Raw genomic sequence first — 20,075 nt, forward strand, 5'->3', positions numbered from 1 at the left:
CTATGAAGGAAAAATGTGTGTGAGGTAAGCATGGAAATTTCGGACACACTAATCGTACATTGCAGCTGGGAGGAATGTACACGTGAATGAAATATATATGGAAATCAAAGAAGAATTGCAATTGATGCGAAAAGAGCTACAAGAGAGGCTAGCTAAAGAGGTCATGCACAAATATGATACAGAGTTTAGCGAAGAGCTTGGATATGAAATTAAAGAAGAGATAAAGAAAAAACTCCTATTACATGATATAAAAGAGGACTTAAAAGATGTAGAACGTGCATTATTTAAAATGGAAATAGATATGTATGGTATTTGTGAAGAAACGGGGAGAGCAATTTCGGTAAAACAAATGAAGACGATGCCGACTGCCCGTACCATTCATGAATTCTTCTATGAAAAAGTAAATGTATGAATGCGCACAACGATATTATATTACCTTTTTTTAATTTATTTTATTCTTCTATAAAGGTTCATTGTGAAAAGGTTGCAGCTATGCTAAAATTTTGAGGTACACTGTCTTTGTGGGGGAAATGAAAATGATATATTATGTAATAGCGTTATTTGTCATTGCCATCGATCAAATATCGAAATGGCTAATTGTAAAGAACATGGAATTGGGTACGAGCATTCCGATTATCGATAATGTATTATACATAACATCACATCGAAATAGAGGAGCTGCCTGGGGGATTTTAGAAAATAAAATGTGGTTCTTCTACATTATTACAGTCGTTTTTGTAGCATTTATCGTAATTTATATGAAAAAATATGCGAAAACAGACAAACTTCTAGGGATTTCATTAGGTCTAATATTAGGCGGAGCAATTGGTAATTTCATTGATCGTGTATTTAGACAAGAAGTAGTGGATTTCATTCACGTGTATATTTTCTCGTACAACTATCCAGTATTCAATATAGCTGATTCAGCATTATGTATTGGTGTTGTATTAATTATTATTCAAACATTATTAGAAGGAAAGAAAACGAAGGAGTAATTGAATGAGTGAAGTAGTACAAGTAACAGTTGCAGAAGAACAAAAAAGTGAGCGAATTGATAAATTCGTTGCAGAAATAAACAGTGAATGGTCACGTTCACAAGTACAACAATGGATTAAAGATAATGTCGTTACAGTTAATGGAAAGTCGGTAAAAGTGAATTATAAAGTTAAAGAAAACGATGAAATTACAGTAACGATTCCTGATCCAGAAGAGTTAGATATCCAAGCAGAAGATATGAGCTTAGAAATTTATTATGAAGATGCAGATGTACTCGTTGTAAATAAGCCACGTGGTATGGTTGTACATCCAGCTCCAGGGCATACAAGCGGTACGCTTGTAAACGGACTTATGCACCATTGTACAGATCTGTCAGGTATTAACGGTGTAATGCGTCCTGGTATTGTGCATCGTATTGATAAAGATACATCGGGACTATTAATGGTTGCTAAAAATGATATAGCGCATGAGTCACTTGTAAATCAACTTGTAGCAAAAACAGTAACAAGACGTTACAAAGCGATTGTACACGGTGTGATTCCGCATGATAAAGGAACGATCGATGCGCCAATTGGTCGCGATAAGAAAGAACGTCAAAGCATGACAGTTGATGAAAATGGTAAGAATGCTGTTACGCACTTCCAAGTGCTAGAACGTTTTAAAGATTTTACACTTGTAGAATGTCGCTTAGAAACGGGACGTACGCACCAAATTCGTGTTCATATGAAATATATTGGCTATCCACTTGCAGGAGATCCGAAGTATGGTCCGAAGAAAACATTAGACATGAATGGACAAGCACTTCACGCAGGCATTTTAGGGTTTGACCATCCTCGTACTGGTGAATATATTCAGTTTGAGGCACCGATTCCAGAAGTGTTTGAAGACGCATTAAATATTTTACGGAAATAGTATTGACAAATCATAAGAAAACTGAGATACTGACAACAGTTAAATAATGATCCTTTAACACAGCCCCGTGAGGTTGAGAAGGTAACGGTTTGAAATACTTAGGGTATGTTGTACCCTTTTTTCAAAAGTCCTCTCGCACACGCTGAGAGGACTTTTTTTATACCATTACTCTCACGCAAGAAAAAAAGCTTGGAGGTGTAGAGCATGCAAGAGAAAGCTGTCGTTTTAGATGACCAAATGATTCGCCGCGCTTTAACACGAATTAGTCATGAAATCGTGGAACGAAATAAAGGTGTCGATAATTGTGTTCTTGTCGGAATTAAAACTCGTGGAATTTTTATTGCACAACGTTTGGCAGAACGAATTGGTCAAATTGAAGGAAAAGAAATGGAAGTTGGAGAGTTAGATATTACGTTATATCGTGATGACCTAACACTACAATCGAAAAATGAAGAACCACTTGTAAAAGGTTCTGATATCCCTGTAGATATTACGAAGAAAAAAGTTATCCTTGTGGATGATGTATTATATACAGGAAGAACAGTTCGAGCAGCAATGGATGCTCTTATGGATTTAGGTAGACCATCACAAATCCAACTGGCGGTTCTTGTTGATAGAGGTCATCGTGAACTACCAATTCGCGCTGATTATGTAGGAAAGAACATTCCAACATCAAGTGAAGAGCGTATCGAAGTTGATTTGCAAGAGACAGATCAACAAGATCGAGTAAGCATATACGATAAGTAAAGCCCTTTTAAATGTAGTCCTGTGAGGCTGCCAAAGGGTCTTGGCTTTCATATGTCAAATTTGGCATACGAAAGTGTAGGACTCTTTGTGCACAGGCACAAAGAGTTTTTTTATTGCAAAGATTTAAACTGAAGGAGGATGTAACAATGGAACAAAAGCCAGTGTTAGACGTTAATGAAGTACCGAAACCGGGAAAATGGTTATTTTTAAGTATACAACATTTGTTCGCGATGTTTGGATCAACAGTGCTTGTTCCATTTTTAACAGGATTGAATCCGTCAGTAGCATTAATATCAAGTGGATTAGGAACGCTAGCGTTTCTTCTTATAACAAAAGGTCAAGTACCTGCCTATCTAGGATCATCATTCGCCTTTATCGCACCGATTATAACAGCGAAAACAGCAGGTGGACCTGGAGCAGCAATGCTCGGAGGTTTGTTTGCAGGACTTGTGTACATCTTAATCTCACTCGGAATTAAGAAATCAGGATCAGAGTGGATTATGAAATTACTTCCGCCAATCGTAGTTGGTCCAGTCGTAATGGTAATCGGTCTAGCTTTAGCACATACAGCAGTTAATATGGCGATGAACGGTGCAGATGGTAAGTATAGCATGACACACTTTTCAGTAGCATTAGTAACATTAGCAATTACAATTATCTGCTCTATATTCGGAAGAGGATTTTTCAGTATAATACCAGTACTGCTTGGTATCGTCGGCGGGTATATCTTCGCTTACTTCCAAGGGCTAGTAGACTTAAAGCCGGTAGCTGAGGCAAAATGGTTTGTTGTACCAGATTTCACAGTACCGTTTGTAACATACACTCCGGAGTTTTCGTGGAAGATTGTACTCTTGATGGTACCAGTTGCACTAGTAACAATTTCAGAGCATATCGGACATCAAATTGTACTTGGAAATGTTATTAAAAGAGATTTAATTGAAAAACCAGGCTTACATCGCTCGATATTCGGTGATGGTATAGCAACATTAATCGCATCACTAATCGGTGGACCACCGAATACAACGTACGGTGAAAACATCGGTGTGCTAGCAATTACGAGAGCATACAGTGTATACTTATTCATCGGTTCAGCAGTGTTCGCAATCATGTTCGGATTTATCGGTAAGATTTCTGCACTGATTCATTCGATCCCAACACCGGTTATGGGCGGAGTATCAATCTTACTATTCGGTGTAATCGCATCAAGCGGATTACGCATGATGGTAGATGATAAAACAGACCTAAGTGACAAACGCAACTTAATGATTGCATCAGTAATACTAGTAATCGGTATTGGTGGAGCGGTACTTCATGTAGGAGAATCGTTCCAAGTAGAAGGAATGGCACTAGCAGCAATTGTAGGTGTACTGTTAAATCTACTACTACCGGAAACGAAACAAATAAAACAATCTAAGCAGATTGCTTCATAATAATAACCTTTTAATTCAGTCCTGTGAGACCGGAAAGGGTGGCTTCTTTCATGCACCCTAGTCTCACACGACTAGGGTATTTTTATGCAAAGGTTGTTATAAAAATACAAAAGTGGTAACATAAAAATCAGAAAGATGAGGGATGACGATGAGCCATTTGTTAACGATGAGTGAATTATCGGAAGTAGAAATTTCAGAAATCCTAAAAGACGCAGAAGATTTCGCGAATGGAAAAGAGAGCAAAACGACAGAGCAAATTTTTGTTGCGAACTTGTTCTTTGAGAATAGTACGAGAACGAGATTTAGCTTTGAAGTTGCTGAGAAGAGATTAGGACTTGATGTTTTAGACTTTTCAGCTGATGCATCTAGCGTACAAAAAGGAGAAACTTTATACGATACGATAAGAACACTAGAATCAATCGGAACAAAAGCAGTGGTCATCCGCCATGAACAAGATCGCTACTTCGATGAACTAAAAGATCAGGTGAATATCCCAATCTTAAACGCTGGAGATGGATGTGGAAACCACCCAACGCAGTGCCTACTCGACCTTCTTACAATTAAACAAGAGTTTGGAAGATTTGAAGGATTGAAGATTGCAATAGTAGGAGATGTTCGTCATAGCCGAGTAGCACGTTCTAATGCAGAAGCATTAACGAAACTAGGTGCAACAATTTACTTTGCAAGTCCAGAAGAGTGGAAAGATGAAGACAACACATTTGGAACATACAAACCATTAGATGAACTTGTTCCAGAAGTGGATGTAATGATGTTACTTCGTGTACAACATGAGCGTCATGATCATTATGAAACAGACATTATGAAAGAGTATCATGAGAAACATGGATTAACAGTGGAAAGAGAAAAGCGTATGAAAGAAGGAAGCATTATTATGCATCCAGCTCCTGTAAACCGTGATGTTGAAATTGCAAGTGAACTTGTTGAGTGTGAGCGTTCACGCATATTTAAACAAATGGAAAATGGAGTTTACGTAAGAATGGCTGTACTAAAACGCGCCTTACCAAATGTATTAGGAGGAATGAAACATGAATTACTTGTTTAAAAATGGTCGTTATATGAATGAAGAAGGAAAAATCGTAGCAACAGATCTTCTCGTACAAGACGGTAAAATCGCTAAGGTAGCAGAAAATATTACGGCAGATAATGCTGAAGTAATCGATGTGAACGGAAAGTTAATCGCACCTGGATTAGTAGATGTACACGTACATCTTCGTGAACCAGGTGGTGAACATAAAGAAACAATTGAAACAGGTACACTAGCAGCGGCAAAAGGTGGATTCACTACAATTTGTGCAATGCCAAATACACGCCCAGTACCAGATTGCAGAGAACATATGGAAGACTTGCAAAATCGTATTAAAGAAAAAGCGCATGTCAACGTATTACCATACGGAGCAATTACAGTACGCCAAGCGGGTTCTGAAATGACAGATTTCGAAACATTAAAAGAGCTTGGAGCATTTGCTTTCACTGATGACGGTGTAGGCGTACAAGATGCTAGCATGATGTTAGCTGCTATGAAGCGTGCAGCGAAATTAAATATGGCAGTAGTTGCGCACTGTGAAGAGAATACTCTTATTAATAAAGGTTGTGTACATGAAGGGAAGTTTTCTGAGAAACACGGATTAAACGGTATCCCATCAGTATGTGAATCTGTACATATTGCAAGGGATATACTGCTTGCTGAAGCGGCAGATTGTCACTATCACGTATGTCACGTAAGTACGAAAGGATCTGTACGTGTAATCCGTGATGCGAAACGCGCTGGAATTAAAGTAACAGCAGAAGTAACACCTCATCACCTAGTGTTATGTGAAGATGATATCCCATCAGCTGATCCTAACTTTAAAATGAACCCACCGCTTCGTGGAAAAGAAGATCACGCAGCACTAATTGAAGGTTTATTAGATGGAACAATCGATATGATCGCAACTGATCATGCACCGCATACAGCGGAAGAGAAAGCACAAGGAATTGAAAGAGCACCATTTGGAATTACTGGTTTTGAAACAGCATTCCCACTTCTATACACAAACCTTGTGAAAAAAGGAATTATTACATTAGAGCAGTTAATTCAATTCTTAACAGAAAAGCCAGCTGATACATTCGGCTTAGAAGCAGGTCGCCTGAAAGAAGGTAGAACAGCTGATATTACAATCATTGATTTAGAACAAGAAGAAGAGATTGACCCAACAACATTCTTATCTAAAGGAAAAAATACACCATTCGCAGGTTGGAAATGCCAAGGATGGCCGGTAATGACAATCGTTGGCGGTAAGATCGCATGGCAAAAGGAGAGTGCATTAGTATGAAAAGACAACTTATCTTAGAAGATGGAACAGTATTAATTGGAAAAGGTTTCGGAGGAGAAATCGAAAAGTCAGGTGAGGTTGTATTTACAACAGGAATGACTGGATATCAAGAAACATTATCTGATCCATCATATTGCGGTCAAATCGTAACATTCACGTACCCATTAATCGGAAACTACGGCATCAACCGTGACGATTTTGAATCGATTCACCCATCTGTAAATGGTTTAATCGTAAACGAAATTTGTGATCACCCATCAAACTTCCGTAATGAAATTTCGTTAAATGATTACTTAAAGGAAAGAAATATCCCAGGATTAGCAGGAATTGATACAAGAAAATTAACGAGAAAAATTCGTCAATACGGTACATTACGTGGACGTCTATGTAACATGGATGCAGATGTAGAATACATCGTTAGCCAATTGAAAGCAACGGTCTTTACAGATCATGTGAAACGCGTATCAACGAAAGATCCATACCCAAGTCCAGGCCGTGGACATCGAGTTGTACTTGTAGACTTCGGAATGAAACATGGTATTTTACGAGAATTAAATAAGCGTGATTGTGATGTAATTGTTGTACCTTACAATACAACAGCAGAAGAGATTTTACGTCTTAGCCCAGATGGAATTATGTTAAGTAACGGACCTGGGGATCCAAAAGATGTACCAGAAGCAATTGAAATGTTAAAAGACATTATCGGTAAAGTTCCTTTATTCGGAATTTGCCTAGGACATCAATTGTTTGCGCTAGCATCTGGTGCGAATACAAGTAAGTTAAAATTCGGTCACCGTGGTTTAAATCATCCAGTAAAAAATCTTGCAACTGGAAAAGTAGCAATTACATCTCAAAACCATGGTTACGCAGTAGAAGAAGAATCAGTTGGAAATACAGAACTTGAAATTACACACGTTGCTTTAAATGATGGAACAGTAGAAGGTCTTCGTCATACGAAATTCCCAGCATTTACAGTGCAATACCATCCAGAAGCTTCGGCAGGACCAGAAGATGCAAACGATTTATTCGAAGATTTCTTAGCAATGATTGAAAACTTCAAGAAAGAAGGGGAAGAGTTATGCCAAAACGCCTAGACATTAACACAATTTTAGTAATCGGATCAGGACCAATTGTAATTGGGCAAGCAGCAGAGTTTGACTACTCTGGTACACAAGCTTGTCAATCTCTTAGAGAAGAAGGTTACAAAGTAATCCTTGTTAACTCTAACCCAGCAACAATTATGACAGATACTGCAACAGCAGATAAAGTATATATAGAACCATTAACACTAGAATTCGTAAGCCGTATCATTCGTAAAGAACGTCCAGATGCAATCTTACCAACATTAGGTGGTCAAACAGGCTTAAATATGGCGGTTGAACTTGCGAAATCAGGCATACTTGAAGAATGCGGAGTTGAAATTTTAGGAACAAAATTATCAGCAATCGAGCAAGCTGAGGATCGCGATTTATTCCGTACATTAATGCAAGATTTAAATGAACCAATTCCATCTAGCACGATCATTCATACGCTAGAAGAAGCACATGAATTTGTAAAAGAAATTGGTTATCCAGTTATTGTTCGCCCAGCATTTACAATGGGAGGAACAGGTGGCGGAATCTGTAGTAATGAAGAAGAACTAATCGAAATCGTATCAGGTGGATTAAAACATAGTCCAGTAACACAATGTTTATTAGAAAAGAGCATTGCTGGTTGTAAGGAAATTGAATATGAAGTAATGCGTGATTCGAATGATAACGCGATTGTAGTATGTAACATGGAAAACATTGATCCAGTTGGGGTTCACACAGGTGATTCTATCGTAGTAGCACCGAGCCAAACATTAAGCGACCGTGAATATCAAATGTTACGAAACACTTCATTACGAATTATTCGCGCATTAGGAATTGAAGGTGGATGTAACGTTCAGCTTGCACTTGATCCACATAGCTTCCAATACTATGTAATCGAAGTAAACCCGCGTGTAAGTCGTTCATCTGCACTAGCATCTAAAGCAACGGGATATCCAATTGCGAAGCTAGCGGCAAAAATTGCAGTCGGTTTAACATTAGATGAAATTATAAATCCAGTAACACAAAAAACATATGCTTGTTTCGAACCAGCATTAGACTATGTTGTTTCAAAAATTCCGCGCTGGCCATTTGATAAGTTTGAATCAGCAAACAGAACACTGGGTACACAAATGAAGGCAACTGGTGAAGTTATGTCAATCGGACGTAACTTAGAGCAATCATTATTAAAAGCGGTTCGTTCTTTAGAACTTGGCGTTTATCACTTAGAATTAGAGCATTTAAAAGAGCTTGATAAAGAGACAATGAAAAAACGCATTATAAAAGCTGATGATGAGCGACTGTTTATTGTAGCAGAAGCGATCCGTCAAGGTGTAACGAAAGAAGAAATCAACGAATGGTGTGAAATGGACTTCTTCTTCTTACAAAAAGTTGAAAACATCGTAAACATGGAACGCGAAGTAAAAGCGAATGTAGGAAATATGGAAGTGTTACAATCAGCGAAAGAAATGGGCTTCAGTGACCATTACATCGCCAATGCTTGGAACAAAACAGAGCGTGAAATTTACGATATGCGTAAAGAAAGCAATATAACTCCTGTTTATAAAATGGTAGATACTTGTGCGGCAGAGTTTGAATCTGCAACGCCATACTACTACAGCACATATGGTGACGAGAATGAATCGGTTAGAACTGATCGTAAGAGTGTAGTAGTTCTAGGATCTGGTCCAATCCGTATCGGTCAAGGTGTTGAGTTTGACTATGCAACAGTTCACTCTGTATGGGCAATTAAAGAAGCTGGATATGAGGCAATTATTGTTAATAACAATCCAGAAACAGTTTCAACAGACTTCAGTATTTCTGACAAATTATACTTTGAACCATTAACAATCGAAGATGTAATGCATATTATCGATTTAGAAAAACCAGAAGGTGTTATCGTCCAATTCGGTGGACAAACGGCAATTAACTTAGCTGCTAAATTAGAGGCTCACGGTGTGAAAATCTTAGGAACATCACTTGAAGATTTAGACCGTGCAGAAGATCGTGATAAGTTTGAAGCAGCTCTAACACAGCTGGGTATCCCGCAACCAGTTGGTAAAACAGCAACGACTGTAGAACAAGCGGTAGCAATCGCTGACAAAATTGGTTACCCAGTATTAGTAAGACCATCTTACGTACTAGGTGGACGCGCGATGGAAATCGTATATCGTCAAGAAGAACTGCTGCACTACATGAAAAATGCGGTTAAAGTTCACGCAGATCATCCAGTATTAATCGATCGTTACATGGTTGGTAAAGAAATTGAAGTAGATGCAATTTCAGACGGTGAGAATGTATTCATTCCAGGTATTATGGAACATATTGAACGCGCTGGAGTTCACTCTGGTGACTCAATCGGAGTATATCCACCACAAAGCTTATCTGCAAAACTGAAAGAACAAATTATTGAACATACAATTGCACTTGGAAAAGGTTTAAACATTGTTGGATTACTAAACATTCAGTTTGTAGTATTCAAAGATGAAGTGTATGTAATTGAAGTAAATCCACGTGCGAGCCGTACAGTACCATTCTTAAGTAAAATTACAGGTGTACCGATGGCGAATGTTGCAACGAAAGTTATTTTAGGTCAAGATCTTGTAGAACAAGGATATGGAACTGGTTATCACCCAGAAGAGAAAGAAGTGTATGTAAAAGCACCGGTATTCTCATTTGCGAAGCTACGTTCAGTTGATACAACATTAGGACCTGAAATGAAATCAACAGGGGAAGTAATGGGGAAAGACTTAACACTTGAAAAAGCATTATACAAAGGGTTAGTTGCTTCTGGAATTAACATTCCAACACACGGATCAGTAATCATTACTGTAGCGGATAAAGATAAAGAAGAAGCAATGGAAATTGCAAAACGTTTCCACGAAATCGGCTATAACTTATTAGCAACAGCTGGAACAGCACAATCGTTAGCAGAGCAAAATATTCCAGTACAAGTTGTAAACAAAATTGATTCTGAAGAATACAACTTACTAGATATTATCCGTCAAGGAAAAGCACAGTTTGTAATCAATACATTAACAAAAGGTAAACAACCAGCGCGTGATGGTTTCCGCATTCGCCGTGAATCAGTAGAAAATGGTGTGGCTTGCTTAACATCACTTGATACAACAAGAGCAATCTTACGAGTATTAGAATCTATGACATTCTCAGCTCATTCAATGAAAGAAATTACGCAAACAAAGCGTCACGAGGTGGTACATGCATGATGCAAAAGCAAAATATGATTGTCGTTAACCAAAAAGAAATCGCAAAAAACATTTACGAATTAGTGCTTCAAGGAAATTTAGTACAGCAAATGAACGAACCAGGGCAGTTTGTACACATTAAGGTAGCAGAGGGCATTGCGCCCCTTCTGCGCCGCCCAATTAGTATTTGTAATGTAGATCAAGAGAAGAACGAATTTACAATGCTATATCGTGCGGAAGGACAAGGGACAAAAACATTAGCAACTAGAAAACAAGGTGAAATGGTAGACGTTCTAGGACCATTAGGACACGGCTTTCCTGTAGAAGAAGCAGAAGCTGGACAAACAGCTTTATTAGTAGGCGGGGGAATTGGTGTACCACCACTTTATGAATTATCACAGCGCCTCGTTGCAAAAGGTGTACGTGTGATTCACATCTTAGGTTTTCAAACGAAAGATGTTGTTTTCTATGAAGAAAAATTTGCAGAACTTGGTGATACGTATGTTGCGACAGTAGACGGTACACACGGTACAAAAGGGTTTGTCACAGATGTAATTGATAATTACGGAATTGACTTTGACATTCTATACTCATGTGGCCCGTTAGCGATGCTTCGTGCATTAGAAGGACGTTACAAAGAGAAAAAAGCCTATATTTCATTAGAAGAACGTATGGGCTGTGGTATTGGAGCTTGTTTCGCATGTGTATGCCACTTACAAGAAGATCCAAGTGGACATTCTTACAAGAAGGTGTGTAGCGACGGACCAGTATTTCCAATCGGGGAGGTTGTACTATGAACAGATTGCAAGTTGAATTACCAGGATTATCATTAAAAAATCCAATTATACCGGCATCTGGATGCTTTGGATTTGGTCGTGAATATGCACAGTTTTACGATTTAAGTGTACTAGGATCAATCATGATTAAAGCGACGACAGAACAACCACGTTATGGAAATCCGACGCCTCGTGTTGCTGAAACACCAGGCGGCATGTTAAATGCCATCGGACTTCAAAACCCAGGGCTAGAAAAAGTAATGAATTCTGAATTACCTTTTCTCGAGCAATTTGACCTTCCGATTATTGCGAACGTTGCAGGCTCACAAGCTGAGGATTACGTAGCGGTTGCAAAGGAAATTTCTAAAGCGCCTAATGTTCATGCACTAGAGTTAAATATTTCTTGTCCAAACGTAAAAACAGGTGGTATCGCCTTTGGTACAAATCCTGAAATTGCTGCTGATTTAACGAAGCGAGTAAAAGAGGTTTCTGAAGTACCTGTATACGTGAAATTGTCACCGAACGTGGCAAATATAGTGGAAATTGCGAAAGCGATTGAAAATGCAGGTGCAGACGGTTTAACGATGATTAATACATTGCTTGGTATGCGTCTAGATTTAAAAACAGCTAAACCAATTTTAGCAAACCGTACAGGCGGACTATCAGGACCTGCGATTAAGCCAGTAGCAATTCGTATGGTACATGAAGTAAGTCAAGCGGTTAACATTCCAATTATCGGAATGGGTGGTATTGAAACAGCTGAAGATGTAATTGAATTCTTCTACGCTGGTGCAAGCGCAGTTGCAGTAGGTACAGCGAACTTTATCGATCCGTTCGTATGTCCGACAATTATTGAAGAGTTACCAGCACTATTAGATGAACTAGGATTTGATCACATTTCGGAATGTCAAGGAAGGAGCTGGAAGCAAACATGTCACAGTCGTTAATCGTTGCACTAGATTTTCCAGGGAAACAAGAAGTAGAGCAATTTTTACACCACTTTGAAGGGGAAGAGTTATTTGTCAAAGTAGGTATGGAGTTATTCTACAAAGAAGGCCCTGCGATTATTACGTACTTAAAAGAAAAGGGACATAAGATCTTCCTAGATTTAAAACTTCATGATATTCCGAATACAGTAAAAAGTGCTATGCGTAGCCTAGCTAGTCTAGATGTTGATATGGTAAATGTTCATGCTGCTGGAGGAAGTAGCATGATGAAAGCTGCGATTGAGGGATTAGAGGAAGGTAAGCAAGAAGGAAAAGAGAGACCGATTTGTATTGCAGTTACACAACTAACAAGCACTTCGGAAGCTATGATGAAAAAAGAAATCGGCATTGAGAAAACGTTAGAAGAAGCGGTTGCTCATTATGCAAAATTAACGAAAGAAAGTGGACTTGATGGAGTTGTTTGTTCAACACTTGAAGTTCCAAAATTACGTGAAGTATGCGGAAATGAATTTGTAACAGTAACACCGGGGATTCGTCTTGCAAGCGATGATGTAAATGACCAGGTGCGCGTAGCAACACCGAAACGTGCGAGGGAACTTGGCTCAAGCTACATCGTAGTTGGACGTAGTATTACAAAAGCAAAAAATCCGCTTGAAGCGTATAAAACAGTAAAACAACAGTGGGAAGGTGTAACAGTATGAAAAAAGAAATCGCATCGCATTTATTAGAAATTGGAGCAGTATTTTTACAACCGAATGATCCATTCACTTGGTCTTCTGGTATGAAATCACCAATTTATTGTGATAATCGTTTAACTTTATCTTATCCAAAAGTACGTCAAGCAATTGCAGCTGGATTAGAAGAGTTAATTAAAGAGCACTTCCCAACTGTAGAAGTTATTGCAGGAACAGCAACTGCTGGTATTGCGCACGCTGCATGGGTAAGCGATCGTATGGATTTACCAATGTGCTACGTACGTAGTAAAGCAAAAGGTCACGGTAAAGGGAACCAAATCGAAGGAAAAGCTGAAAAAGGTCAAAAAGTAGTAGTAGTAGAAGACTTAATTTCAACTGGCGGTAGTGCAATTACTTGTGTAGAAGCACTTCGCGAAGCTGGCTGTGAAGTATTAGGAATCGTATCAATCTTCACATACGAGCTAGAAGCAGGAAAAGAAAAACTAGAATCAGCGAACGTAGCATCATACTCTTTAAGCGACTACAGTGCATTAACTGAAGTTGCAGCAGAAAAAGGTATGATCGGACAAGCTGAAACGAAAAAATTACAAGAGTGGCGTAAAAATCCAGCAAACGAAGCTTGGATCACAGCGTAACACGAAAAAAAAGACCGCGGGGGAACGCGGTCTTTTTTTTATATAATTGTTAAAAATTCACGTAAAGAACGTATGTGAGCACATCGTATTTTAGCAGTGAGTCGTTCCGGTTTAACTGAATACCATGCATTCCAGCGCTGGAAGAAATGTAAAATACCATTTCTCTCAGCGGAGTCATAATCAAGTAAAGAGTTCCATCGATATCAAAGAAAATCTCCCTACTAATAACTACCTATTGCTTTCTGCAATCTCATATCCTCTTACAAACAATAGAGTCATATAAGAAACGATAAACGAGAAGATGCTGTACATGCCAACCCAAAAGAAAAATTTAGGAGTAAAGGCGATAACACCTATTATTAAAAAACTAGCAAACGTTACAATCGGCATTACGTAATACGTTTTCGTCTTGCGTGTTCCAATAACAGAAATGATAAAGATAAGTAATGGACAAATTAATAAGACGAAAATCAATTCATTCATAGTTATGTCCCCTTTTCTAATGGAAGTAATCTGTTTCTCGTAAACGTTTTGAAGTAAATACTCTCTTAATATAATTTCGCTAATATATCCATAATCCCTTTTGGAGGTCAGTAATAAATGATGGATTTCACAATAAAAAACGTAAGCAAGAGAACACTTACTTACGTTATAAAATAAACATCGCAACGATCGTGGTGACAATTAAGCCAATCACAACAGGTAAAAAATTTCGGCGTGCAAGTTCAAATGGATCAACTTTACAAATGGCAGCGGCAGGAATAAGCGCCCAAGGAATTAATGTTCCGCCTCCCGTCCAGATTGCTGCGATTTGCCCGAGTGCTGTTAATGTAGCTGTTCCATGCCCAAGTGCTGTTCCAAAAAGGTTAGCAATCGAACCAGCAAGCGATATACCTGAAAATCCAGATCCATCTAATCCTGTTATAACACCAACGATAGTTAATGTTCCTGCCGATACATATTGGTTTAAAGGAACATTTTGAGATAAGGCGATTCCTAAGTCGTTAATGATTCCATGTGAACCTTTCGGTAAATAGTCTCCAATAATTTTTACAAAACCGCTATCCCCTAAATAAAAGAGTGCAGCAATTGGAATAACTGGACCAAAGATTTTAAATCCAAATTGGAGCCCTTCTATAAAATAATCGGTCGTTTTATTCAGCCCATTTCCTTTGTAGGCGATGAGGGAAATAATGATAATCATAATAACAGTCGTCCCGCCGATAAGTGCAGTTGCATCGCTTCCTTGTAGTTTAAATTGAATCATGCAAAGGATATCGATGGCATATACGATCGGAATACAGATAGCGAGCCATTTTTTTGTCCGAGAAGATAATGAAGTGAGCGTTTTAGAAGACTCAGTTGATGGAATAGATTCTTGTATAGATAAGCCTGTATGAAATTCTTTACGCAAGAAGAAAAATGCGACGGAAGTTGTTACAATCCCCATAACGATAACGAGGGGAACACTAGCAGAAACAACGCTGGAAACAGGAAGACCAGCAGCATCTGCAGTTAATTTCGGTGCACCTTGAATAACGAAGTCACCAGATAAGGCGATGCCGTGTCCGAATAAGTTCATAGCAATGGCAACTCCAATTGGCGGAAGACCGACGCGTACAGCGACGGGTAATAAAATAGCTCCCATTAAGGCGACAGCTGGAGAAGGCCAAAAGAAGAAAGAAATTGTCATCATTAAAAGTCCGATAATCCAGTAGGCGAGGGTAGGGGTACGAATCATTTTTGTAAATGGTGAAATCATCGTATCATTTATGCCAGTATGAACGAGTAAATTGCTCATTGATACGATAATGGAGATGATTAATATAGTTGGTAATAGCTCAGTAATGGCATAAATGAAACTTTGAAAAATACCGCTAATGGCAAGAGGGATAGAACTTGTAGCAGTTAATGCTAATAAAAAGATAAAAACGATACAAATAATCGTCGTATCTTTCCTGAGAATAAAAAAAGTAATAATAGTGAGTAAACAAAGAATATAGAGAGCATGTAATAGCGTTAATTCAACTCCCATAACATTCACATCCTTTAGGCATTCGTGTAGTTTATTGTATGAAAGCGGTGAAAGTATGTGAGTATAGGAAAAAGAAAAAAAGTGAAATTTCATGTACTGTAATGGTAAGAAGAGAAAATGGATGTTACAATACAATTAATCCTAAAAATGGAATTAAAGGAGGGCTTATGCACAAAAAAATTGGATTTTGGGGATTTATCATATCTTGTAGTCTATTAATCATTTTAAATCTGTTTACAAACAATGAATGGATAAGTATCATACCTGTTTTCGGGTTTGTTTTTGTACTGTTATATAACTGGGATGATATGAAACAATATAGCAAGAAAAGTATTGGAATTATGATAGGTGTCACTGTTGTTTGCTCATTTTTCGTAGGGTTCCTTTTAATAGAAGGGCAGAAACAAATGGAGAAAATGTCTATTTTTCAAGAATGGATGTCTTCAGCAAAAGGTCTTTATATTGTAATTGTAGTTGTTATTTTTCTAAGAATTGTTATAAGTATAGTAAGTTACATATTAAAGAAGAAGTAGAATGGGGGGTACGAATGAGAGAGAAGATAGGGTATTATGGTGTGCTCGTTTGTTTACTATTATCAGTTATTTCAGGGCAATTTCTTAAAAGTGAATGGGTACCAGTTATATTATGTATAGGAGTATTGATTTTTGCACCTATGTATCGCTGGAATGAATGGAAAGCATATAGCCGAAAAAAGAAAATTGTTTTCAGCATCGAGTTTGTCATTATAATTAGCACGATTCCATTTTTGTTATTGAAAGGAAATGAGATAATAGATGGAATTGTAATGTTTCAAGGGTGGTTGTTTATTGCGAAATTGCTATACTTAATATGTATTTTAATATCGATAGCGGTAGTTGCTAAAAAAGTAAACGCAAAGTTATTCGTTAATGAATAAAAGAAAATGCCACCTTATTCGGTGGCATTTTCTCATTTTACTGAATGAGCTGTTTGCATCTTTTTAACTAAACGAATTTGTCCACGATGATTGATTTCATCTTCAAATACGTGAAACCACTTAAAATAGTTATTCGCTGGTTTGTCATACCAAAATTCTGTCGTTTTAAATAGCCATTCATCAGGTAACGATTGAAAAGTCTCGATCGTTTTGGAACGTATTTCTTGTAATGTGTTTATGTAAAATTCTATAGGGTTTCCTTTTATTTTCTCGCGTCCCAGAGATCCTAACTCAATAGCAGGTAACCACTGTTCTAATTCAGCCTCCGTTGGTTCACGGTCTTCAAAAGTATGAATCTGGTAGTAAAATTCAATAGCGGCCATATGGTACAAAAGCATGCCAATTGAATTTGCTTCCTCATCATATAAATAATCAAGTTCTTCAATTGTTAAACCTTCCACTGCCTGCATTGTTGTATAGCGAGCGTAATTCATCATGGAAACAAGTTTGGAAAATTCAGGCTGTAAACCATCTATTTTATCAATTACAAAATTCAATTTAAATGCCCCCTCTTTAAACGATGACTCCAGAGAAAGAATTCTATGTGTAGAGAAAAACTCCTTTTAAAAAGGTCATGATTTTAACAAGGAATCACAATTAGTTCCCGATTTGATTTTGTAATAACTTCATAGCCGTCTTTTGTGATGACAATATCATCTTCAATCCTACAACCGCCCCAGTTTGGTATATAAATGCCTGGTTCCACTGTAACAACCATACCTTCTTCTAAAGTGGCTTTACTTTCTTGGGATAGGCGAAGAGGTTCATGTATTTCTAACCCAAGACCATGACCAGTAGAGTGTCCAAAATATTGACCGTATCCATGTTCAGTGATGTAATCTCTCGTTATATCATCGATACTTTTCGCAGTTTCTCCAGGCTTAATTGCTTCAGTTCCACGTTTTAAGGCTTCTCGTACAACATTGTATATCTTTTTGAATTCTTCTGATGGTTCGCCGATTGCTACAGTACGAGTTATATCGGAACAATATCCATCGTAAAGTGCACCGAAATCTAATGTAACGATGTCGCCTCGTTCGATTATTTTATTTGATGCAACTCCATGAGGAAGTGAAGAACGAACGCCAGAAGCTACAATGATTTGGAATGAAGAAGATGTAGCCCCTTTTTTTCGCATGAAAAATTCTAACTCATCTCGTACATCATTTTCACTTATTCCTGGTTTTAGAAACGTAAGGATGTGTCGAAAAGCTTCATCAGCAATATTAGCAGCGATTTTCATTGTTTCTATTTCAGGCGTGTCTTTAATAATACGAATATTTTCGATGATTTCGCACACTTGAACCATTTCCGCATGTACATATTTTTGTAAGTTTTTATATTGTTGTAATGTCATGTTATTTTCTTCAATTCCGAGTTTTTGAATGTTTAATTTCGATATTTGATGTGCAACTTCTTTTTCTAAATTTCCTTTATGCATAATAATTTCAGCATCTTTTATTTGTGATTTCGCTTGATCTACATAGCGAAAATCAGTTATAAAAACAGCTTTATCCGCAGAGATTAAGACGACGCCAGCGCTACCTGTAAAGCCAGTTGCATATTGACGATTTTCTTTTTTTGTAATAAGTAATCCGTCAATTTCATAGTTTTGTAGTTGATTTTGGATTTTATTAATTTTCAAATTCATGTTAATTCCCCCTATTCACAGTATTGAATAAAGCAAATAGCGTGCCAAAAAATATTTTTAGAGAAAAGATAACAGAAATTGCATATATTTTAGGTAGGGAATTTAGCCTGCCATTTGTGGGTGATGGGCTGCTCGTGAAATACAGATTATTTCAATTATCAGTGGGAGAATAAGAAAAATATCGACCGAAATGTCACTTTCTTCACAAGGTGTCAAAAAATTTATACAAATTCGAAAGAGCACTGTCAATTTTTTTGACAATATGGAAGAAAAGGAGAAGAGATTTTTTAGTATATATATTTTGAAAGTATGTCCTTTGTTTTATTCTGATATAACATAAAATTTAATATACAAATAAACAACTGTTATTGATATAATAGGTAATTGTTAGATTTCTCTCAGAGATAGGGAAACGTAACGAATATGAAGGAATAAGGATTGTGAGTATATGAAGAAATTAAGTAAAGTAATGTCATTTTGTTTGGCCGCTAGTATGCTTGTTATAACGGGGTGTGAAACAAGTGAACACAAAGTTCAAGTAAATGAAACGATTGAACAGCTTGATGAAGCGCCAGAAGTGACAGAAAAAGAAGCGAAAAAGATTGTAAGAAAGAGTGTAGATGGAATAGCAAATGCGTTTAGTGAGATGGAAAAAGAAAATGGATGGAGCCGAAATAATCCTGGGGATTTAGAGACAGCTAAAAAAGGAGTTAAGGGATTAGTTTCAGAAAAGTTTGTAGAGAATCAGCTTCCTGAATTGCTTGATAACTTTAATAGATCGAGAGAGACTGATATGTTACCATTCCCAAATTATTTTCAAACTGAAATAAGATTTTCTTCTTCACAAGATAAAGAAAATTTAACGGTACATACATTAAGTTTAGAAGATGAAATAGGTCATGCGGCCCAAGATTGGGAATTTCATTTGGTGTATAAAGAAGGGGAATGGTTAATGGATAAATGGTCATTCGTTTTTCCTGAAGATTTAAAACTTACAAAAGAAGAAGCAAATAGAATTTTAAAAATGCCAGACGATAAGAATGTGTCATTTGTAAGTGAAGAAAATAGTGGCGATAAGAAATACATATTCAAAGATAGTAACGGATTAATTACTGTAAATGCGAAAACATCTCTTATTTCATACAATGTAGATAAAAATAGGTATGAAAAGGTAACGAAAGAAAGAAATATTCAAGAAACAGAACAAGTACAGAGAAAGGATTCGGGTGCGTATACAGGCTCAAAAGAAGAGAAACAATCGCAAAAAGAATCTTCTTCAAAGATAGATAGAGCAAATGTTTTAAGCGAATTAGCTGCTATAGATAAACAAGAAAAACATACAAATGCCATGTCCACAAACGATATAGTAAATGAAATAGAAGGAAATTATGAACTGTGGGATAATAAACTAAATGAAATTTACAGTACATTAAAAAGTACGATATCACCTGATGCGTTCCAGTCGTTAAAAACGGAACAAATTGCGTGGGTTAAAGAAAAAGAAAGTAAAGTTAAAGCAATTGGTACTGATACAAATAACGGAACGATGAGGCGTATAGAAGCTTCAGAAGAGAAATACAAGATGACGAAAGCAAGATGTTATGAATTAGTAAATGGGTATATGAACTAGTGTGAACGAATGTAAAAAATGCGTTGCTTATAAGCA

At 37.3% G+C, this 20,075-nt stretch carries 20 protein-coding genes and 1 pseudogene; 16 read left to right on the forward strand and 5 right to left on the reverse strand.

Annotation, left to right across the window (positions count from 1 at the left end):
• Positions 1-82 precede the first annotated feature (82 nt).
• The 13 genes from KVT31_RS04020 to pyrE all read left to right on the forward strand — a co-directional run bounded on the left by KVT31_RS04020 (position 83) and on the right by pyrE (position 13,747).
• A complete protein-coding gene (locus KVT31_RS04020; protein WP_088097526.1) occupies positions 83-412 on the forward strand; it encodes a TraR/DksA C4-type zinc finger protein in 330 nt (109 codons plus the stop codon).
• 124 nt (positions 413-536) lie between these two features.
• The gene (gene lspA / locus KVT31_RS04025; protein ID WP_000642179.1) at positions 537-995 is read left to right on the forward strand and encodes a lipoprotein signal peptidase LspA; all 459 of its coding nucleotides are present in this window, start codon (positions 537-539) and stop codon (positions 993-995) included.
• Positions 996-999: 4 nt separating this feature from the next.
• Entirely contained in the window at positions 1,000-1,908 is a 909-nt protein-coding gene (locus tag KVT31_RS04030) for an RluA family pseudouridine synthase (RefSeq protein WP_088097525.1), read from the forward strand.
• Between the two features lie 204 nt (positions 1,909-2,112).
• Complete coding sequence (gene pyrR / locus KVT31_RS04035; protein ID WP_001156490.1) at positions 2,113-2,655, forward strand: bifunctional pyrimidine operon transcriptional regulator/uracil phosphoribosyltransferase; 543 nt, start codon at positions 2,113-2,115, stop codon at positions 2,653-2,655.
• A gap of 146 nt (positions 2,656-2,801) precedes the next feature.
• Complete coding sequence (uraA, locus tag KVT31_RS04040; RefSeq protein WP_044737666.1) at positions 2,802-4,085, forward strand: uracil permease; 1,284 nt, start codon at positions 2,802-2,804, stop codon at positions 4,083-4,085.
• Positions 4,086-4,233: 148 nt separating this feature from the next.
• Positions 4,234-5,148: an aspartate carbamoyltransferase gene (pyrB, locus tag KVT31_RS04045; RefSeq protein ID WP_088097523.1), complete on the forward strand. Its 915-nt coding sequence runs from the start codon at positions 4,234-4,236 to the stop codon at positions 5,146-5,148.
• A complete protein-coding gene (gene pyrC / locus KVT31_RS04050) occupies positions 5,132-6,418 on the forward strand; it encodes a dihydroorotase (protein ID WP_001108374.1) in 1,287 nt (428 codons plus the stop codon). The genes pyrB and pyrC overlap by 17 nt, the downstream gene beginning before the upstream one ends.
• The gene (locus KVT31_RS04055; protein WP_088097522.1) at positions 6,415-7,512 is read left to right on the forward strand and encodes a carbamoyl phosphate synthase small subunit; all 1,098 of its coding nucleotides are present in this window, start codon (positions 6,415-6,417) and stop codon (positions 7,510-7,512) included. The genes pyrC and KVT31_RS04055 overlap by 4 nt, the downstream gene beginning before the upstream one ends.
• Positions 7,497-10,715 carry a carbamoyl-phosphate synthase large subunit gene (gene carB / locus KVT31_RS04060; RefSeq protein WP_088097521.1) on the forward strand — a complete coding sequence of 1,073 codons (3,219 nt, stop codon included), beginning with the start codon at positions 7,497-7,499 and terminating at the stop codon, positions 10,713-10,715. Before KVT31_RS04055 ends, carB begins: the two co-directional genes overlap by 16 nt.
• A complete protein-coding gene (gene pyrK, locus KVT31_RS04065; RefSeq protein ID WP_088097520.1) occupies positions 10,712-11,491 on the forward strand; it encodes a dihydroorotate oxidase B electron transfer subunit in 780 nt (259 codons plus the stop codon). The genes carB and pyrK overlap by 4 nt, the downstream gene beginning before the upstream one ends.
• Entirely contained in the window at positions 11,488-12,417 is a 930-nt protein-coding gene (gene pyrD, locus KVT31_RS04070; RefSeq protein ID WP_001081053.1) for a dihydroorotate oxidase B catalytic subunit, read from the forward strand. The genes pyrK and pyrD overlap by 4 nt, the downstream gene beginning before the upstream one ends.
• A complete protein-coding gene (pyrF, locus tag KVT31_RS04075; RefSeq protein WP_088097519.1) occupies positions 12,402-13,118 on the forward strand; it encodes an orotidine-5'-phosphate decarboxylase in 717 nt (238 codons plus the stop codon). Before pyrD ends, pyrF begins: the two co-directional genes overlap by 16 nt.
• Positions 13,115-13,747, forward strand: coding sequence for an orotate phosphoribosyltransferase (gene pyrE, locus KVT31_RS04080; RefSeq protein ID WP_063260442.1), 633 nt, complete (start codon positions 13,115-13,117; stop codon positions 13,745-13,747). Before pyrF ends, pyrE begins: the two co-directional genes overlap by 4 nt.
• 116 nt (positions 13,748-13,863) lie before the next feature.
• Here pyrE and KVT31_RS30675 read toward each other — a convergent pair.
• From KVT31_RS30675 to KVT31_RS04090, 3 genes and pseudogenes are all read right to left on the reverse strand, one after another.
• Positions 13,864-13,961, reverse strand: a pseudogene (locus tag KVT31_RS30675) (HAD family hydrolase); the annotation flags it as partial.
• A 14-nt stretch (positions 13,962-13,975) separates the two neighbouring features.
• Positions 13,976-14,230: a YbeF family protein gene (locus tag KVT31_RS04085; RefSeq protein WP_088097518.1), complete on the reverse strand. Its 255-nt coding sequence runs from the start codon at positions 14,228-14,230 to the stop codon at positions 13,976-13,978.
• 166 nt (positions 14,231-14,396) lie between these two features.
• A complete protein-coding gene (locus tag KVT31_RS04090) occupies positions 14,397-15,782 on the reverse strand; it encodes a hypothetical protein (protein ID WP_088097517.1) in 1,386 nt (461 codons plus the stop codon).
• A 101-nt stretch (positions 15,783-15,883) separates the two neighbouring features.
• Between KVT31_RS04090 and KVT31_RS04095 the strand changes: the two genes are divergently transcribed.
• On the forward strand, positions 15,884-16,315 hold the full coding sequence (locus KVT31_RS04095; RefSeq protein ID WP_170930158.1) for a YoqO family protein: 432 nt from the start codon (positions 15,884-15,886) through the stop codon (positions 16,313-16,315).
• Between the two features lie 14 nt (positions 16,316-16,329).
• Positions 16,330-16,698, forward strand: coding sequence for a YoqO family protein (locus KVT31_RS04100; protein WP_088097516.1), 369 nt, complete (start codon positions 16,330-16,332; stop codon positions 16,696-16,698).
• Positions 16,699-16,730: 32 nt separating this feature from the next.
• Here KVT31_RS04100 and KVT31_RS04105 read toward each other — a convergent pair whose 3' ends face one another.
• Positions 16,731-17,255, reverse strand: coding sequence for a DinB family protein (locus tag KVT31_RS04105; protein ID WP_088097515.1), 525 nt, complete (start codon positions 17,253-17,255; stop codon positions 16,731-16,733).
• An 83-nt stretch (positions 17,256-17,338) separates the two neighbouring features.
• Positions 17,339-18,409, reverse strand: a complete 1,071-nt coding sequence (locus KVT31_RS04110) for a M24 family metallopeptidase (RefSeq protein ID WP_088097514.1) — start codon at positions 18,407-18,409, stop codon at positions 17,339-17,341.
• Between the two features lie 448 nt (positions 18,410-18,857).
• On the opposite strand from KVT31_RS04110, the gene KVT31_RS04115 reads away from it, so the two are divergent.
• Positions 18,858-20,039 carry a lysozyme inhibitor LprI family protein gene (locus tag KVT31_RS04115; RefSeq protein ID WP_088097513.1) on the forward strand — a complete coding sequence of 394 codons (1,182 nt, stop codon included), beginning with the start codon at positions 18,858-18,860 and terminating at the stop codon, positions 20,037-20,039.
• Positions 20,040-20,075: the final 36 nt, after the last annotated feature.

The sequence above is a fragment of the Bacillus sp. GbtcB14 genome (genome assembly GCF_019091205.1).
GTDB lineage: Bacteria > Bacillota > Bacilli > Bacillales > Bacillaceae_G > Bacillus_A > Bacillus_A cereus_AG.

Excerpts from the sequence above, each read along its gene's own strand:
- KVT31_RS04090 (WP_088097517.1), bottom strand. The coding sequence starts at position 15,782 with ATGGGAGTTGAATTAACGCTATTACATGCTCTCTATATTCTTTGTTTA.
- carB (WP_088097521.1), top strand. The coding sequence starts at position 7,497 with ATGCCAAAACGCCTAGACATTAACACAATTTTAGTAATCGGATCAGGA.
- pyrC (WP_001108374.1), top strand. The coding sequence starts at position 5,132 with ATGAATTACTTGTTTAAAAATGGTCGTTATATGAATGAAGAAGGAAAA.
- lspA (WP_000642179.1), top strand. The coding sequence starts at position 537 with ATGATATATTATGTAATAGCGTTATTTGTCATTGCCATCGATCAAATA.
- KVT31_RS04095 (WP_170930158.1), top strand. The coding sequence starts at position 15,884 with ATGGTAAGAAGAGAAAATGGATGTTACAATACAATTAATCCTAAAAAT.
- pyrR (WP_001156490.1), top strand. The coding sequence starts at position 2,113 with ATGCAAGAGAAAGCTGTCGTTTTAGATGACCAAATGATTCGCCGCGCT.
- KVT31_RS04115 (WP_088097513.1), top strand. The coding sequence starts at position 18,858 with ATGAAGAAATTAAGTAAAGTAATGTCATTTTGTTTGGCCGCTAGTATG.
- pyrE (WP_063260442.1), top strand. The coding sequence starts at position 13,115 with ATGAAAAAAGAAATCGCATCGCATTTATTAGAAATTGGAGCAGTATTT.
- pyrK (WP_088097520.1), top strand. The coding sequence starts at position 10,712 with ATGATGCAAAAGCAAAATATGATTGTCGTTAACCAAAAAGAAATCGCA.
- pyrF (WP_088097519.1), top strand. The coding sequence starts at position 12,402 with ATGTCACAGTCGTTAATCGTTGCACTAGATTTTCCAGGGAAACAAGAA.
- pyrD (WP_001081053.1), top strand. The coding sequence starts at position 11,488 with ATGAACAGATTGCAAGTTGAATTACCAGGATTATCATTAAAAAATCCA.
- KVT31_RS04055 (WP_088097522.1), top strand. The coding sequence starts at position 6,415 with ATGAAAAGACAACTTATCTTAGAAGATGGAACAGTATTAATTGGAAAA.
- pyrB (WP_088097523.1), top strand. The coding sequence starts at position 4,234 with ATGAGCCATTTGTTAACGATGAGTGAATTATCGGAAGTAGAAATTTCA.
- KVT31_RS04030 (WP_088097525.1), top strand. The coding sequence starts at position 1,000 with ATGAGTGAAGTAGTACAAGTAACAGTTGCAGAAGAACAAAAAAGTGAG.
- KVT31_RS04110 (WP_088097514.1), bottom strand. The coding sequence starts at position 18,409 with ATGAATTTGAAAATTAATAAAATCCAAAATCAACTACAAAACTATGAA.
- uraA (WP_044737666.1), top strand. The coding sequence starts at position 2,802 with ATGGAACAAAAGCCAGTGTTAGACGTTAATGAAGTACCGAAACCGGGA.
- KVT31_RS04085 (WP_088097518.1), bottom strand. The coding sequence starts at position 14,230 with ATGAATGAATTGATTTTCGTCTTATTAATTTGTCCATTACTTATCTTT.
- KVT31_RS04100 (WP_088097516.1), top strand. The coding sequence starts at position 16,330 with ATGAGAGAGAAGATAGGGTATTATGGTGTGCTCGTTTGTTTACTATTA.